General features: G+C 67.3%; 12 protein-coding genes and 1 pseudogene. 6 read left to right on the top strand and 7 right to left on the bottom strand.

The features are described 5' to 3' along the window. From C463_RS10400 to C463_RS10390, 3 genes are all read right to left on the bottom strand, one after another. Positions 1-4,190 (bottom strand): S8 family serine peptidase (locus C463_RS10400; RefSeq protein ID WP_080510809.1); only part of this gene is annotated, 4,190 nt, incomplete at its 3' end. 270 nt (positions 4,191-4,460) lie between these two features. Next, positions 4,461-4,802, bottom strand: a complete 342-nt coding sequence (locus C463_RS10395) for a hypothetical protein (protein WP_008443506.1) — start codon at positions 4,800-4,802, stop codon at positions 4,461-4,463. Positions 4,803-5,005: 203 nt separating this feature from the next. Beyond that, positions 5,006-6,130: a DUF1616 domain-containing protein gene (locus C463_RS10390; RefSeq protein WP_008443505.1), complete on the bottom strand. Its 1,125-nt coding sequence runs from the start codon at positions 6,128-6,130 to the stop codon at positions 5,006-5,008. A gap of 102 nt (positions 6,131-6,232) precedes the next feature. Between C463_RS10390 and C463_RS10385 the strand changes: the two genes are divergently transcribed. From C463_RS10385 to C463_RS10375, 3 genes are read left to right on the top strand one after another with little or no spacing between them, the layout of a single operon-like run. Beyond that, positions 6,233-6,508, top strand: a complete 276-nt coding sequence (locus tag C463_RS10385; protein ID WP_008443503.1) for a hypothetical protein — start codon at positions 6,233-6,235, stop codon at positions 6,506-6,508. Continuing rightward, entirely contained in the window at positions 6,509-7,618 is a 1,110-nt protein-coding gene (locus C463_RS10380) for a DUF4350 domain-containing protein (RefSeq protein WP_008443501.1), read from the top strand. Continuing rightward, on the top strand, positions 7,611-8,645 hold the full coding sequence (locus C463_RS10375; protein WP_008443500.1) for an AAA family ATPase: 1,035 nt from the start codon (positions 7,611-7,613) through the stop codon (positions 8,643-8,645). The genes C463_RS10380 and C463_RS10375 overlap by 8 nt, the downstream gene beginning before the upstream one ends. 12 nt (positions 8,646-8,657) lie before the next feature. Here the strand turns inward: C463_RS10375 and C463_RS10370 are convergent, their stop codons facing one another. Genes C463_RS10370 through C463_RS10360 form a run of 3 tightly spaced genes read right to left on the bottom strand, consistent with a single transcriptional unit; the run spans position 8,658 to position 11,613 of the window. Next, positions 8,658-9,596, bottom strand: a complete 939-nt coding sequence (locus tag C463_RS10370) for a hypothetical protein (protein ID WP_008443498.1) — start codon at positions 9,594-9,596, stop codon at positions 8,658-8,660. 32 nt (positions 9,597-9,628) lie between these two features. Then, positions 9,629-10,189 (bottom strand): hypothetical protein, encoded by a 561-nt coding sequence (locus C463_RS10365; protein ID WP_008443496.1) that lies wholly within the window; start codon positions 10,187-10,189, stop codon positions 9,629-9,631. Beyond that, on the bottom strand, positions 10,186-11,613 hold the full coding sequence (locus C463_RS10360; protein WP_137695523.1) for a DUF58 domain-containing protein: 1,428 nt from the start codon (positions 11,611-11,613) through the stop codon (positions 10,186-10,188). Before C463_RS10360 ends, C463_RS10365 begins: the two co-directional genes overlap by 4 nt. Positions 11,614-11,717: 104 nt before the next feature. Here C463_RS10360 and C463_RS10355 point away from each other — a divergent pair, with 104 nt between their 5' ends. Both C463_RS10355 and C463_RS10350 read left to right on the top strand, forming a co-directional pair. Beyond that, the gene (locus tag C463_RS10355; protein ID WP_137695524.1) at positions 11,718-13,850 is read left to right on the top strand and encodes a hypothetical protein; all 2,133 of its coding nucleotides are present in this window, start codon (positions 11,718-11,720) and stop codon (positions 13,848-13,850) included. A gap of 133 nt (positions 13,851-13,983) precedes the next feature. Further along, entirely contained in the window at positions 13,984-14,238 is a 255-nt protein-coding gene (locus C463_RS10350; protein ID WP_008443487.1) for a hypothetical protein, read from the top strand. Positions 14,239-14,294: 56 nt separating this feature from the next. Here the strand turns inward: C463_RS10350 and C463_RS10345 are convergent, their stop codons facing one another. Then, complete coding sequence (locus C463_RS10345; RefSeq protein ID WP_008443474.1) at positions 14,295-14,732, bottom strand: NUDIX domain-containing protein; 438 nt, start codon at positions 14,730-14,732, stop codon at positions 14,295-14,297. 282 nt (positions 14,733-15,014) lie between these two features. Here C463_RS10345 and C463_RS10340 point away from each other — a divergent pair. Further along, positions 15,015-15,211, top strand: a pseudogene (locus C463_RS10340) (phosphoadenosine phosphosulfate reductase family protein); the annotation flags it as partial.

Genomic DNA, 15,211 nt, shown 5'->3' with positions numbered 1-15,211 from the left:
TGGGCCGTCGTCGTGGCCGCTGCCGGGAACATTGGACCCGACCGCCGGACGATCGGTTCGCCCGCGCTCGGTGACCGCTCGTCGAGCGTGACAGTGGTGCGCGTCTCGCCGTCGACGGTGACGCTCGTCTCGGCCGCCGTCTGGTTCAGCCGTGGGAGCGGCGGCGGCGACACGGAGACGTCAGTGGAACCGTTCATCTCCAGCCCGAAGACGTCGTCCGGCGATATCGGGACCCCGTCGGCATTGGTCTGTATACGGTATCCGGTACCGAAGAATTCGTCCGGAGCGGCGTCTCTGTACTCCACACTCGCCGCCTGAACCGGCGTACCGCTTTCGTTGACAACGTCGACCACGAGCGGGTGCCCCCGTTCCACTTCGACCGTACCGAGACTCGAGTTCGTCGTGTTGATTAGCGCAGCGTCGGCCGTGTCGCTCGTACCGACGGAAGGGGTAACGCCTTCTGACGTGTCGGACGACGCGACAGAGTCGGGAGCGGTGGTAGTGGTGTCGCTACCGGAGAGGTCGACGGTGCCGATGTTCTGTATGTCGACGTTTCCGTTCCGCTCGAAGCCCTCCTGGCTTCGGTCGGCTTCGAGGTACGTGAGATCGTACACGCCGCCGCTCTCGACTTCGACCGCGAAGGACCCGTCTGCTTCGGTCTCGACCCATTCGTAGAGGAATTCGCCCGTGTCGCGGCGGTTGACGATGACTGACCGCTCGGCCGCCGGGTCGCCGTCGGCCGTGGTGAGTTCGCCGGTGATCGTCTCCGTCGCGGTCGAACCGTCGTCACCGCCGCTCCCGCCATCTAGCGTCGGCACGGTACCGACGTGGAAGGCGTTTCGCGTTTCGGTGTAGTACGCGTCGCCGCCGGTGTCAGCGACCAACGTGGCGAAGTGGAGCGTTCCGTCGTAGTCGCTGGCGTTGACCGTCGCTTCGAGCTCTTGGAGGTTCCCTTCGGTCGTGACGGTCACGTCGTGTTCGTTCCAGGTGCCGTTCGGATTGACCGTCTCATGTGCGAACGCCGGATTGTCTACGTCCCCGGGCGCGGTGAGTATCCGAGCGGCGCTGTCGTTGACGCCGTCGCTGCTGTCAACGTCGACGCGGATGGTGACGTTACCGGCATCGACCCGGTTGTACTGGTCAGCATCGGCGACCTCGACGCTTTCGATCGCGGGCGGCGTGTTGTCACTGTCACCGGTCTCGTCGTAAGTGACGAGCGTTGTCGTTCGCGTTTCCGTCGAGAGTACACCGTTCGAGTTCCGACCGAGCATGCTGACGCCAACCTCGTCGCCGTCGGTGAGGCCCATGTCAATTAACTTAGAGAACGAGCCCTGACTGGTTCCATTTGCGACTACATCACCGTTGACCGTCACCGCGTACGGGTTATCCAAGTAGGCCTCGTTATCCTCCTCGAGTGCCCTGTAATCGAGGCGGTGTGGCGGCTGATCGGCCGCAAATACCCCGTGAACGTCGAGACTATTCGGGCCGAGCGTTAGAGACACGTCACCGGTGGCCGGGAGACGCTGGAATGCCGCTTCGAACTCCTCTCCGCCGGAAGGGTTCTCGTATCTGTCGATTTGCCAGAAATCACCGGAATTTGTCCGTGCGTTTACTGCGATATCAGCAGTCCCAGAGAGGTGTACTTGCTGTGAATCACGGCCACCGACATCCCAGACGTAACCCGATGAGATGGCGTCATCATAGCGATTTGATGAGGAGTACAAGAAGATTCCGTAGTCTTCTCCCTTAGCACTCCGACGGTAGCTGCTGTTCACTGTTGCGAACTCATCTGGCTGGACCACGTACTCGACCGGGTCTGTCACGTCGAGAACGTGGTAGACATCGTAGTAGACATCATCCACGTCAAGATCGGCACCACTTTGGTGTTGGCTGCTCGGTGCAAGGGTGTGTGCGACGCTCGCGTTTACCCGGCTATCTGGCGTGAACCGGACCGTTTTCACGTTCGTGCTGGCATATGGGCCGCTCCACGTTGTAAATGAATTCTCGACCCGGAATTGGGCGCTCGGCGTTACCTGGACCGATCTGACGCCATCCTCAAAGGCGGAGCCGTTCAGCGTGACGGGCACCGTCTCCGACTCATTGAGTGTCACGCTCTGCGTCTGCGAGACGTTCACCCACTCCGCGGTAGAGATCGGCTGGTTGGCTTCCTCGTCGAAGCCGGCGGAGTGAACGACGTACTTGTCTCCAGTCCCGAGGAACGTCGCCTTACCGTCCGGTCCGATGTTTGTCGCCGTCGTCTCGTCGCCGGACGCGATCCAAACCGGATCCCCTTCGACCGATCCGCGGTCACTGAAGGCCGTTTTCTCGATGGTGACGCGCTTCCCGGAGACAAATCCGAAGACCGCGCGATGCTGGTCGTCGGTTCGGTTCTCGACGAACACTATTTCCCCGGCGTACGACCCGCCGTCCACGTCGGTGGCGACGGAGTAGTTCAGCGTGGCCGATTCGCTCGCATTAAGCTCGACCCGGTCGCGTTCGACCCACGGCGTCTCGCTCGCGGTCCCGTCGGTGACGTCGGTCATCGACGGTTCGACGAGCAGCTCGACGGCGTCCTCCGTCGGGTTCTTGAGGGTTAGCGTTCGGTTGATATGCGGCTCGTCACCGACGACACCGAGACTTTCGCTCGCGTTGGTGAGAATGAGATCGGGCGACACGGCGTCGCTCGCGTTCACCTGCCCGGTCCCCTGCGCGAACGCGTCTGTCGGGGAGCCCGCGTCGCCGACGGGTGCGTCTGTCGTCGACAACAGCGTGTTTCGGACGCGATCGGGAGTGGCGTCCGGATCGGCGTCCAGCATCATGGCCACGACGCCGCTCACGTGGGGCGTCGCCATACTCGTTCCGCTGTATTCGACGTACGGATCAGTGTCGCCGTCGGCGGTCCCGCCGGCGTTCGCGGCGGTGATGTCGACGCCGGGCGCGACGAGGTCGGGCTTGACGAGCCCCGCTGTCGTGGGGCCTCGCGAGGAGAATTCCGCGAGTTCGCCCGTCGAAGCGGACGTAGCGCCGACCGCAATACTGGACGGTGCGAGCGCGGGCGAACCGATCGTCCGGCGGTCGGGTCCAATGTTCCCGGCAGCGGCCACGACGACGGCCCCGTTCGCTTCTGCCTCGTTGACGGCCTCGACGATCGGATCGTCGATATCTCCCGGACCGCCCAGGCTCATCGAGATGACGTCGGCGTCGTTGGTGGCGGCGTAGTCGATGCCATCGATCACCTGAGAGATCGACCCGCTGCCGTCGTCACCGAGTACCTTCAGGTCCATGACATCGGCACCGGGTGCGACGCCGGTGAAGTTCCCGTCGACCGAGCCGTCACCGGCGACCGTGCCGGCGACGTGTGTCCCGTGGCCGAACCGGTCTCCTTTTCCGTCCCCCGTGAAGTCGACTTGGTCGACGACCGCGTCGTCGAGGTCCGGATGGTCGGCGTCGACGCCGGTGTCCAGTACGGCCACCGTCACGTTGGATCCGTTCACGCCGTACTGTTGACGGGCTTGGTCGGCCGCGATCGCCTCGACGGAAGTGTTGAGCGACACCTCGACATTGTAATCGAGATGGACGGATTCGAGACCGTATTCCCGGTCCAGCCGGTCGAGCGCAGTCGCGCCGGCGCGTTTGTCGACCGTTACGGCGCTCGCGCCGATCGACTCAAGCGAGCGCGCGTTGGAGAACCCGGAGATGGCGTCCATCGCTCCGACCGCGGACGAACTCTCCCCGCCCACGTTGACGATGACGGGTATCGCGTCGGTCTCGGCGTCGGTCAGCGCCTGTTCGACGAGGAGATCGACGTTGAACAGCTTTCGGTCATACACAGAAAAATCGACGTCGCTCGGGTAGACGTACGTCGAACCGCCAGCCTCGACGACCCGAATGCTCGAGTCCGCCTGACTGGTCACGGACCACCCGTCTGCTGTCTCGGTGAGATGAACCGTCTCACCGGTGACTAACGTGATGGTGTGGCCGGTGGCGTCCGTCCCGTTGGCCGAGCGATTCTCGGTCTCGTTCGTCCGACGCAGGTCTGTCGTGCCACCCCCGTCATCGGTGGCGGATGGCGCGTCCGTTCCGCCATCCGTAACGGCCGTTGACTCGACCGAAGCGCCGTCGTGGGCTCCGTCCGCCTGCGGCGGTGACGGTCCCGCTGCCAGCGCCGGTGCCGCCATGCTGAGCACCATGGCGATAGCCATTGTATCCGCCAAAAGTTTCTTCACCGTCGTCGATGAAGCGATCGCTGTTCGTCTCGTGTCGTCCGTCGCGGATTTAGCGCTCATAGTCCCTGTTTACCAGGCGGTGAACTGGCCTCGCTCCCCCCCCATGGTGAGTCGATGATCACCTTATTTGGCCCACATTTTATAAAGTTTCTGTGAAGTGACCTGTCCCTACCTACAAACGAACTGGGAAGATCTTAATCCGCAGACGACAGGCGATCGAGAGCGGATGGTCACCTACCGAGACCGTGAGAGAACTCTCCCAAACAGCGCGAGCGCGAACAGGCCCGAGAGAACGCTGAATCCCGGCGTGTCATCAGTCGTCACACCATCCGTAGTGTTCTGTGCGGCGGTGTCGCCGTTAACGCTGACTACGCCGAGACGTGCTTCGTTGAGGCGGTCTCCCGTGAACGTGAGTGTCGTGTTTTCGGCCGTATCGAACGCAACGCTGAAGGAGAGATCGACCTCCTCGCCCGGTGCGACGGAGACGGTACGTTCGGCGACGGCGAGCTCGTTTCGCCGAAGTGTTAGATCGTCGTTGACAGCGGTCTCTCCCATGTTCGTGAGAACGACGGTCACGGTTTCGTTCGATCCTAGAGACGCTTGTGATGGAAGCCTACAAATAAGCAAGGAGAGAGAATTGTTCACACATCGAATAGAAGGCGGAGCCAGTCGAACGACCCGCCCGCGGGAGTTTCTTCGGGTCGGCCGCTCCAGTTCGCCACCCTCGGAATCGTCCGCCGAACCAAGCCGCCTGCTGGAGTCGCCGCGGAGAGATCGCCTCAGTTGCTCTCGACGTCGATCCAGAGGTGTAGCTCGCGGTACGCGTTCTCGGTCGTCGGATCTTCCGGAACGGAATCGCGATAGAGGAGGTACTGTACGCGCAGGTTCTCACCCGCGCGCGTCGGCCGAAGCGTGTGCCGCTCGCGGTGGGTCGCGTTGTGTTCGACGGTCGCGTCGAACCGATCGAGTTCGGTCCGTTCGAGCACCGTCGTGGAGTTGTTGGCCGTCTCGACCTCCTGTAACTGGACCACGACGTGGTACTCCGTCGGCTCGTACTCGTTGTTCCCGATGCCGACGATCAGCTCGGCGGTGTCGTTGACGGCCAGCGTCTCCGGATAGTCGTCGGCGACCAGCTCGCCCTCGGGCGTCTCAGTGAGCAGGTAGAACTCCGAGAACTGCTCGCCTTGGGGCGGGACGGCGACCGCGTAGCCGACGCTCGCGACCGCGAGCAGCACGGAGACGGCGAGGACGACGTTGAGCGCGGCGTCGGTCCGATCGTCCGGCTCGAACAGTTCGCTCTCGGCGGCGGCGAGCCACTCGCGGTACGGGACCGCGAACCGCTCGTCGGGCGGAAGCGCCCACCGCCGACGCGCGGCGACCGCGACGCAGCCGAGGGTGAACCCGGCGACCGCGATCACCACTGGCACCAGCCGGATCCCCCACGGCGTGAAGTTCAACACGAGCCCGATGAGCGGCACGACCGCGATCGAGAGGCCGAACGAGAGCGCGACCCGCTCGATCCCGTCGATCCCCGAGCGGTCGGCCGCGGTCGCTCCGGGGCCACCCCCGCCCGAGTCGGTGTCCGGTTCGGCGGCCGCCGCATCGGTCCCCGGAACGGGAGCCGGTCTGTCCTCCGGCTCAGGCATAGATCGCTCGGATTCGGCGGTTTCGGTCGCTGCCGGGGCGGTCCCGGCTTCCGGAAAGAGCGCCGCGATGAACGCGTAGCCGGGGAGAAACAGCACGAACCCCAGTCCGAAGAGCACTCGGAGCGGCGTCTCGTTGATCACCGGAGCGAACACGGTGACGAGCGTGACCAGAGTGAGAAGCACCGTCGCCGCGAGATCGGCGGGAAGTCGACGGACTGGACGGGGGACGACCAGCCAGATCTCCCGGCGATCCACCATACGTCACTCAAACAAGACGACGGACAAAAGGGACTCGATCGCCGGAACGCCGACGCCGGACGCACCACAGCATTGATATCTATTTACACAAACCAAGGGATAATGACTATCGGGAGACGGCGGCGGTTCGTTTACGGCGTCGTCGCGTGGATGCTCGGGGCGACGATAGTCCTGAGCCTGCTCGAGTCGCTGGAGCTCGAGCTCTTCTTCGTGCTCTCGCTCATCGGCCTGCTCGTCGTCGTCGAGCTGACCGCGCCGTTCAACGTGACGCCCCGCTGGCGACGGCGGCTGGTTCCCGTCATCGTCGTCGGTCTCGCGGGGTTCGGGTACATCGTCGTCAGGCGGATCCTCGAGATCCTGCCGGAGGGAGTCCTGTAGATGGAGCTCCCGTCGACCCCTCGCGTCGTGCTGTACGCGTTGGCGGTGGCCGTCGGCCTCGGGCTCGTCGTCGCGGCGAGCACGACCGGGGCCGCCTTCGGCGCGTACAACCTCGAGTGGGACGGCACCAGCGACTTCCGGGAACTCGCCGACCAGCGGACGGACAGTCAGGTCCTGCTCGACACGGCGCCGTACGAGCGGGGCGACGCCAACGGATCGGTCGCCGTCGTCCTCGCGCCGACCGAGCCGTACGGGCCGAACGATTCGCGACGCGTGCGGGAGTTCGTCGGCGCCGGGGGAACGCTCGTCGTCGCGGACGACTTCGGCCCGTACGGGAACGCGCTCCTCGACGACCTCGGCGCGAGCGCGCGGTTCGACGGGACCCAGCTCCGAGACGAACGCCACTACTACCGCGCGCCGTCGCTTCCGGTCGCGACGAACGTCAGCGAGACGCGGTACACTGAGGGTGTCGATCAGATAACGATCAACAAGGGCACCGCGATCGACGCCGGTAACGCGACGGTGGTCGCCACCACGTCGCCGTTCGCGTACCTCGATCGCAACGGGACCGGGAACCTGTCGGCCGGTGACGAGCTGGGAACGTATCCGGTCGTAACCACCGAGTCCGTCGGCGAGGGGCAGGTCGTCGCCGTGGGGGACCCGAGCCTGTTCATCAACGCGATGCTGTCGCGGCCGGACAACAGGGCGTTCGTGACGGCGATGTTCGACGCACACGACCGCGCACTGCTCGACTACTCGCACGCCGGCGAGCAGCCGCCGCTCGCCGCCACCGCGCTCCGCTTCGCGTCGTCGACGGCCCTCCAGCTGGGAGCCGGCGCGCTCGGACTCGGAGCCGTCTGGAGACGCGCGTGGCTCGCGGGGGGGCTCGTCGACGCGGTTCGACGGTCGGTGTCGTCGGTGTTCCCGCCGGGGTGGCGACGTCGACTTCCCGCGTGGCTCCGGGGAACGAGAAGCGACGATGAGCCGGTCGACGAAGAGGCGATCCTCGCCGCGCTTCGGGAGCGCTACCCGGAATGGGACGAATCGCGCCTCCGTCACGTGATGACAGACGTTTTATCTGAGCGGACACGAGGTAACGCAGATGAGTAGTCCGGCGGCGGTGTACGAGGCGATCCGCGAGGCGACGAGCGACGTGGTCGTCGGCAACGAAGCGGTTCTGGAGGGACTGACGATCGCGCTGCTCACGGACGGCCACGTGCTCCTCGAAGGCGTTCCCGGCGTCGCGAAGACGACGATCGCGAACGCGTTCAGCCGAGCGATCGGGCTGTCGTACAGTCGCATCCAGATGACGCCCGACATGGTCCCCGCCGACATCTCCGGCACGAACGTGTATCAGCAGGGAACCGGCGAGTTCATCCTCCGGAAGGGACCGATCTTCGCGAATCTCGTCGTGGTCGACGAGATCAACCGCGCCACGCCGAAGACGCAGAGCGCCCTCTTGGAGGCGATGGAGGAGTCGACGGTCACGATCGAGAGGGAAACGCTCGCGCTCCCGCAGCCGTTCATGGTCGTCGCCACGCAGAACCCCATCGAGATGGAGGGCGTGTTCGAACTCCCGGAGGCGCAGCGCGACCGCTTCCAACTCAAGTACACGGTCGACGTCCCCGAGCGTGCCGACGAGCGAACGGTGCTTGACCGGTTCGACGAGACGCCGGCGCTCGGGGCTGAGGACGTCACGCAGGCCGTCGAAACGAGCGAGATTCAGGCGGCGAGCGACGCCGTCACGGACGTCTTCGTGGCCGACCCGGTCAAGGAGTATATCCTCGATATCGTGGCGGAAACGCGGAGCGCGTCCGCACTCCGCTACGGCGGCTCGCCCCGCGCCACGCTCGCGTTTCTCGCCGGCAGCAAGGCCCGGGCGGCGATCCGCGGTCGGTCGTACGTGATTCCGGACGACGTCAAGGCGCTCGCGGAGCCGGTGCTCGTCCACCGCGTGATCCGGACCACGGACGCGGAGCTCTCGGACCGCACCGTGACCGAGATCATCCAAGCGGTGGTCGACGGCGTCTCGCCGCCGAGCGCGGATGCGTCGTTCGCCGAGACGGCCGAACGACAGCCGCAGGCCGCCGACGGCGGACCCGCAGTAGACGACCAACAGCCGGATATCGACGGGTGAGGGCGACGGACCCTATGCCGGGGCGCTCGCCTCATCGCCGCGCTCCGGGGGCGTGTCGGTCGCCGCCGTCCCGTCAGACGAGCGGGACCAGTTCGGATCGTACCGACAGGTGACCGTCAGCGGATCGTCGCGGACCTCGAGGCGGACCGTCACGTCGAGCGACCGAGCAAGTCCCACCGCTAGGAACGACGGGATCGGGTGATCGATGCCGGTCGGGTCGCCGAGACCGGCGCCGGCGAGTTCGAACGTGATGCGGTTCGTCTCGGTGTCGACGTCGTGGTCGACCCCGTCGGCGAGCTCGAACAGCTCGACGAGCGCGTCGGCGAGGACCGGCGCGGCAGCGTGCGGCGTCGCGTCGACCGACCGGGACCGGGTCGTTTCGAACTCGTCGAACAGCGGCGCTCCGGTGGGGTGAAACGCGACGCCCCCGTGCTGCGACTCCTCGGGGACGACGAACAGGTCGGCCAGCTCGGCGGGGTCAGGGAGCGGCGCGCCCTCGTGACGGGAGACGAACACGCGACCGTCGTCGACGGGGACGTACACCGGGTCGCCCCCGATTCCGAGCTCGCCGAGCATCGCGTCGCGGTCGGCGCGAACCGCCTGATACACGCGTGAGCCGACGCTGGCCGTCACGAACCGCTCGGGGGTGAGGACGTACGTCAACACCCCGGCGAAAACGCCGGTCCCCCCGAGGGCGAACAGCACCGACCGGGCGTCGGGGAAGGCGACACCGCCGAGTAGCCCGAGGGCGCCGACAGCGAACAGTCCGAGGGCGGTCTGTCGGTACGTAGCCCGCTTCGCGCGTGCGCGTTCGTCGCGGAGCTGTCGGTTCTCCGCCTCGAGTACGGCCACTCTCGTCTGGAGGTCCGCGGACTCGCTCGCGTCAGTCGTCGGATCGGTCTCGACGGCCTGGCCGGCGCGGGTCGCCTCCGTGTCCCCCGTGTCATCCATCGCGGTACCGTTGGGTTCTCGAACCCCGGAATTCACTCTTTCGGCTCGGTGACAGACTGAGCGTCCGGGCGGTCGCCACCGTTCGCTTCGCCCTCCGAGGCCGCGTCGTCGCCGACGAGACCGAGCCGAACCAGCGTTACGCGGCGAGCGAGATACACCCCGCACGCGACGGCGAGACACAGCAGGCCGCCAGTACCGACGAGCCCGTACCGGAGGCTGACAGTGACTACGCCCGTGAGCCCAACGGCGGCGAGGAGCGTGGCGCCGAGGGCGTACGCGCTCCCGACCGTGCGCGCCGGTTCGGTGAGCACCACGAGCAGCGCGAGCTGCGCGACCGCCGCCGCCGCGGCGTCCTCGACGGAGACCGTCGGGAGGATCGCGAGCTGGCCGGCGGCGAACGCGACCGGAGACGGCGTGGGGAGCGCCGCCAGCAGAAACGGGGCCGCGAGGGCCATCGCGCGGACGGAGCCGGTCACCAGCACGACCCCGGCGACGACGAGCAGCGCGACGAGGCTGCCGGCGTCGCGGGCGACCGCCGACAGCGAGCCGGCCGAGGGGCGTCGTCGGTCCCCGCCCAGCGAGGAGGCCGTCATCGCGACACCTCCCGCGTCGCCCGTCGGTGTTCGAGCACCGTATTCAGCCTGGTGTCCGGGGCGAGTTCGAACACGGTCACGCGCGGGTGCTGATCGAGTTCGCGGCGCAGCCGTTCGAACGTCCGGTACCGCTCGTACGCGGCGTCGAGATCCGTCAGCCCGGCCGGCTCGAACAGACACTGGGGCAGGAGGAACACCAGCGCTCGGCCGCCGCCGCGGATCGCGGTTTTCACCGCCTCTCGGAGCTCTGTCGGCCGGTCGTCGCTCGTGACGAGCACGAGCAGCTCCTCCCGCCCGCCCCGGTTGCGGATCCGCTCGACGGTGCCGACGAGCGGGTCGTCGCGGAGCAGCGTGACGTACGAATCGGAATCGCTCACGTACGCAGAGAGCGTCCGGGCGAAGCGGCTTGCGTCCCCGTCGAGCCGCTCCGCGAGCGCGCGCGCTCGAGCGGCGGAACGGGCGTCGCGAGCGCCGCCGCCGTCCGTGGGCGTCAACCCGTACAGGAGGGTTTCGATGCGCCCGTACGTCCGCGTGGCGGAGCCGGACGTGACCGACGCGGTGGGACCGTTCCCACCCACGGTCCAGAGGCCGATCGGATCGCCCCGGTCGAGCGCGGCGCGCGTGACACCGATGCCGACCTCACGGGCGTAGTCAAGCGGCCGCTCGCCGTCCCGGCCGACTGACATCGGACCGCGGTGATCGACGACGAGTACCGTCTGTCGGTCCGTTTCGCCTTCGGTCTCCCGAATGTACGTCTCGGCCAGACGGGCCGTCGCGTTCCAGTCGATCCGCTGGATGTCGTCGCCGGGGACGTACTGTCTGAGTTCCCGGGTCGTCACGCCCGGGCCGGGCCGGTCCGCTTGGTGTTCCCCGTACGCGCCGTGGATCGTCTCGCCGCCCTGTCCGACGTGGAGGTCCGGCGTCCGGGGCGTCACCGTCACGGTCGGCGCGCTGCCCAGCCGCACCCGCGTTCGGTACAGACCGAACGAGTCAGCGACCTCGACGGTCGGGGAGGGGAACTCGAACCGCCCCGCGATCGGAAACGAGACCGAGGCCGTCGTCGCCGCCTCGGTAGTTCTCGGATCGAGCGCGAGCGGCGCTGTCATCTCGTCGCCGTCGACGCCCGGCGGCGTGTCGACGCGAACCGTCAGCGGAGCGGCGGCCGTCTCGGGAGGGCGCCTGACCGTCAGCGTCGTGGTCGCGCTCGCGTCGACGAGAGCCGTGGCCGTGGCGAGGTCGTACTCGACCGTCAGCCGGTCGACGAGGCGTCGCATCGACCAACTCGCCGCCGCGGCGGTGCCGAGGAGCCAAGCACCGAGCCCCGCCGCGCCGAGCAAGAGGATCGGCCGGCCGGCCGCCGCGCCGAGCGCGACGAGGGCGACGCCGGTTCCCGCGATCGCCCACCAGCGCCCCGTGACGTTCATCGGGTGGAGGTGAACCCCCGACCGCATTGAAAGTTGGCTTCACCGACAGGTCGGAGTCAGCCAATACTGACAACTCATTTAACCACCGCCCTCGCAGTGGACGTGTGTCGGCACGGATACATCGTCTCGGTGTGCTCGTCGCCGTGGTCGTATTCGTCGCCGCGATCGGCGGCGGCGTCGGCGCGACGCCAAGCGGCCCGGCCACGACCGCGAACGGGTCCGAGGCGGGGAACACGACTGCCCCACACGAGAACCCCAACGAGGTTCGAGAGGCGGGGGACGACCGGCGCGTCTCGGCGTACCTCGCGTCGCGGCTCGGCGACCGACTGACCGAGAGCGCGCTCGCGATCAGCGTCGGCGAGTACGAGCGCGGCCGCGCGCCGCTGGACGAGGAGTACGGTGATCTCCTCGATCAGTACGGCGCGGTCGCTCGCGACCTCGACGAAGAGGAGGTCGCGGAGCGATTCAACCTGACCCGCGAGCAGCAGCGCTCGGTGATCACGACGATCGAGAATCTAGAAGCGACGCGGGCCGAATACGAGGCGGCCGTCGAGGAAGGCGACGAGGAGCGCCGCCGCGAGTTGGCCCGCGAGCTGTTGGCGGGGGCCGAGGAACTCAACCAGACCGCAACCGCACTTACCCGTCAGTACACGACCTTGGGGAACGAGACCGGGATCGACTTCGAGGAGGCGCAGCGGGCGATCGAAGACGCACAGGTACAGGTCGGGGAAGCGGCGGTCGTGATCGAACAACGGGAGTTCACGGCGACGCGGCTCACCGCGGAGACGAACCGAACGGCCGTCTCGGTGAGCAGGCCGGCGACCGTCTCCGGCCGGCTCACGACGGCGAACGGGACACCCGTCACAAACGGCTTGATACGGGTCCGGACGGGCGCGGACAGCGTCGCGACGCGCACCGGTCGGAACGGCACGTTCGCGGCGACGTATCGGCCGCTGCTGGCCTCGACCGCGGCGTCGAACCTGACGGTGGCGTACGCGCCCGCGAGAAGCGACCGGTATCTGCCGGCAGTCCGGACAGTCCCGCTCTCGATCGCGGAGCGAGCGAACACGTCGGTGACGCTCACGGAAGCGACCGGGACGGTCGCGTTCGACCAGCCCGTTCGCGCCGACGGAACGGTACAGGTCGACGGCGCGCCCGAGGGCGCGATCGGCGGGATTCCGGTCGTACTCGCCGTCGACGGCCGGCGCCTCGCCACGGCCGAAACGGAACCGGACGGCGAGTTTGTGGTCGACGGCGTTCTGCCCGCGGACGTGCCGGCCGGCGAGACTGACCTCGAGGTCGCGATCGACCGCCGAGACGCCGCGATCGATCGATCGGCGGCTGCGAGCTCGCTCACGGTCCGGTCGACCCCGACGACGCTGTCGCTGACCGCGACGGCGGACGACGGGCGGAACGTGACCGTGAGCGGGGCGCTGACCGCCGGCGAGGGGACCGCACTCCCGACCCGTGAGGTGGCGATCGCGGTCGGCGCGACGGAGACGGAACGCGTCGCCACCGGCGGCGACGGACGGTACAGCGAGACGGTCGCCATTCCGGACGACGTGGAACCCGGCGAGTCGGTGACCGTCACGGCGAGCTTCGACGCTGCCGGAACGAATTTACAGGCGAGCACCGCCACGCGGCAGGTGACGCCTCCGCAGTCGAGCGGGGCGAACGGCGGCGGGAGCGCCGACACCGTCGCGGAAACCACCGCACTCACGTCGCTTCTCGTCGCGGGGCTCATCGTCGTAGGCGCGCTGCTCGTGATCGGCCGCCGAGCCGTGCGACGGTGGGGGCGACGGCTCGGGTCCGGGTTGGGACTGATCTCCGAGCCGGGGGACGACGCGCCGCCGGACTCGTCGACCCCGGGCGACGCCGCGGGGGCGAGAGCCGAGACGAACGCCGACGCGGGCGGGGAACCGCCGTCGTCCGGCACCCCGTTCGACCGCGCGCGGACCGCGCTCTCGGCCGGCCAGCCGGACGACGCCGTCCGGATCGCGTACGCGGCGATGCGCTCGGGACTACAACCCCCGGAGGCCGACGCGACGGGGACGCACTGGGAGTTCTACCGCCGGTGGCGGGACGACGCGGACGTCGACCGAACGCGGCTGCGAACCGTCACGGAGGCCTACGAGACCGCCGCGTTCGCGCCGGATTCGGTCTCGTCAGACACCGCCGACGACGCGGTCACCGCCTCGGACGAACTCGCCGGGCGACGCGAACGGGCGGACGACTAGCGTCCACCACGGCGCATCCCGTGTCACGCCGAGGCGAAGGGAGCGCTGAATAGAGCCGAACCGGGGTCGAAATCCGGGTGGTGGAAATTTTTATGTGACACAGATAACCATATTCAGGCTGGTGTGCGTTGAGATGAGCCAATACCGAGAACTCCCGTGCGAACGCCACGCGCTCGCCGTCGACGTCGAAGCGGTCGTCGAGAGCGACACAGACACGCTCGTCGGCGCAGTCTCGCGGGGCGAGTTCGCCGGTCCGGAGCTCGAACTCCTCTGTCGGGAGGCGGACGCCGAGACCATCGGGATCGATGACGGCGTGCTGGAAGTCGTGCGAATCGTCACGGCGTTACTGGCTCACCACGACGAGCGCTCCGACGAGACCGATCCCTAACCGGAACGGCGGACGACGGACTCCGAAACCACCGCGCGTCGTCGAGACCGTACGTTTCAGTCTTGCGACAGCGACTGGTCGGCGGGCTGACCGGTCGACAGTCGGTTCGAGACCGCTTGGACGGCCGCGGTCTGTGGCTCGTTCAGGACGCGGCGGGCCCGCTCGGGGAGCATCCACGCGGAGTCGACGTGCTCGTCGCTGATGTCGATGTTTCGCTGGGAGGTGTAACACTTGTAGTGGACGGCGAAGCGGCCCTCCTCGTCGTCGTTGACCCACGTGTTCGTCGCCACGGGGGTGTGGATCTCGACGGAGATACCCGTCTCTTCGGTGATCTCTCGGCGGAGGCCGCGACGGACCGACTCCTCGACGGCGAGCCGTCCCCCGGGCAGCTCCCACTCCCCGTCCGTCGCGCGCTGGAGGACGAGGTTCCGCCCACGGGGGTCGATGATGACGCCGCGAACACTCACCGTCGCGCGGAGCAGTTCGTCGGTCATTGCCGTAACTGAAGTTTAAGTAACAATAAATTTGTGGGTCGGCGCGGGTTCGGCCCCCGTGCGGCGTCTCGGAGACGGGAGCTGACAGTGCCGCCGGCCGAGTCGGAACCGAAATGCCCTTTTGATTGCTCTGTTGAATAGCGGTTGTTGAGAACCTGTCTATCGACACCGAATTTGGGGCCGTGCGGCTCATCACCTCACGGGCCGATTCATATCTACCTTCACCACCCAAGCACCGCTATTCAACAGAGCACTTTTGATAACAACTGAATGTCAAGTCACATGTCCAACGACTTCCCGGCGAGCGTCGACGTCGATTACGCCGACGGCGAGGGAGAGGCCCCCGAGGACTATCCGTCGATCCAGCACAAAATCGAGAAGGCGGTCGAGGTCACCCGCCGCGGGCTCGAACAGTACGACAACCCCGCCGTGATGTGGACCGGCGGGAAGGACTCCACGCTGACGCTGTACTTCATCAA

The organism is Halorubrum californiense DSM 19288 (assembly GCF_000336875.1).
GTDB lineage: Archaea > Halobacteriota > Halobacteria > Halobacteriales > Haloferacaceae > Halorubrum > Halorubrum californiense.
Note: the sequence above shows the minus strand (reverse complement) of the source record. Positions and strands in the feature narration are given on the sequence as shown.

Excerpts from the sequence above, each read along its gene's own strand:
- C463_RS10390 (WP_008443505.1), bottom strand. The coding sequence starts at position 6,130 with ATGGTGGATCGCCGGGAGATCTGGCTGGTCGTCCCCCGTCCAGTCCGT.
- C463_RS10385 (WP_008443503.1), top strand. The coding sequence starts at position 6,233 with ATGACTATCGGGAGACGGCGGCGGTTCGTTTACGGCGTCGTCGCGTGG.
- C463_RS10380 (WP_008443501.1), top strand. The coding sequence starts at position 6,509 with ATGGAGCTCCCGTCGACCCCTCGCGTCGTGCTGTACGCGTTGGCGGTG.
- C463_RS10375 (WP_008443500.1), top strand. The coding sequence starts at position 7,611 with ATGAGTAGTCCGGCGGCGGTGTACGAGGCGATCCGCGAGGCGACGAGC.
- C463_RS10370 (WP_008443498.1), bottom strand. The coding sequence starts at position 9,596 with ATGGATGACACGGGGGACACGGAGGCGACCCGCGCCGGCCAGGCCGTC.
- C463_RS10365 (WP_008443496.1), bottom strand. The coding sequence starts at position 10,189 with ATGACGGCCTCCTCGCTGGGCGGGGACCGACGACGCCCCTCGGCCGGC.
- C463_RS10360 (WP_137695523.1), bottom strand. The coding sequence starts at position 11,613 with ATGAACGTCACGGGGCGCTGGTGGGCGATCGCGGGAACCGGCGTCGCC.
- C463_RS10350 (WP_008443487.1), top strand. The coding sequence starts at position 13,984 with ATGAGCCAATACCGAGAACTCCCGTGCGAACGCCACGCGCTCGCCGTC.
- C463_RS10345 (WP_008443474.1), bottom strand. The coding sequence starts at position 14,732 with ATGACCGACGAACTGCTCCGCGCGACGGTGAGTGTTCGCGGCGTCATC.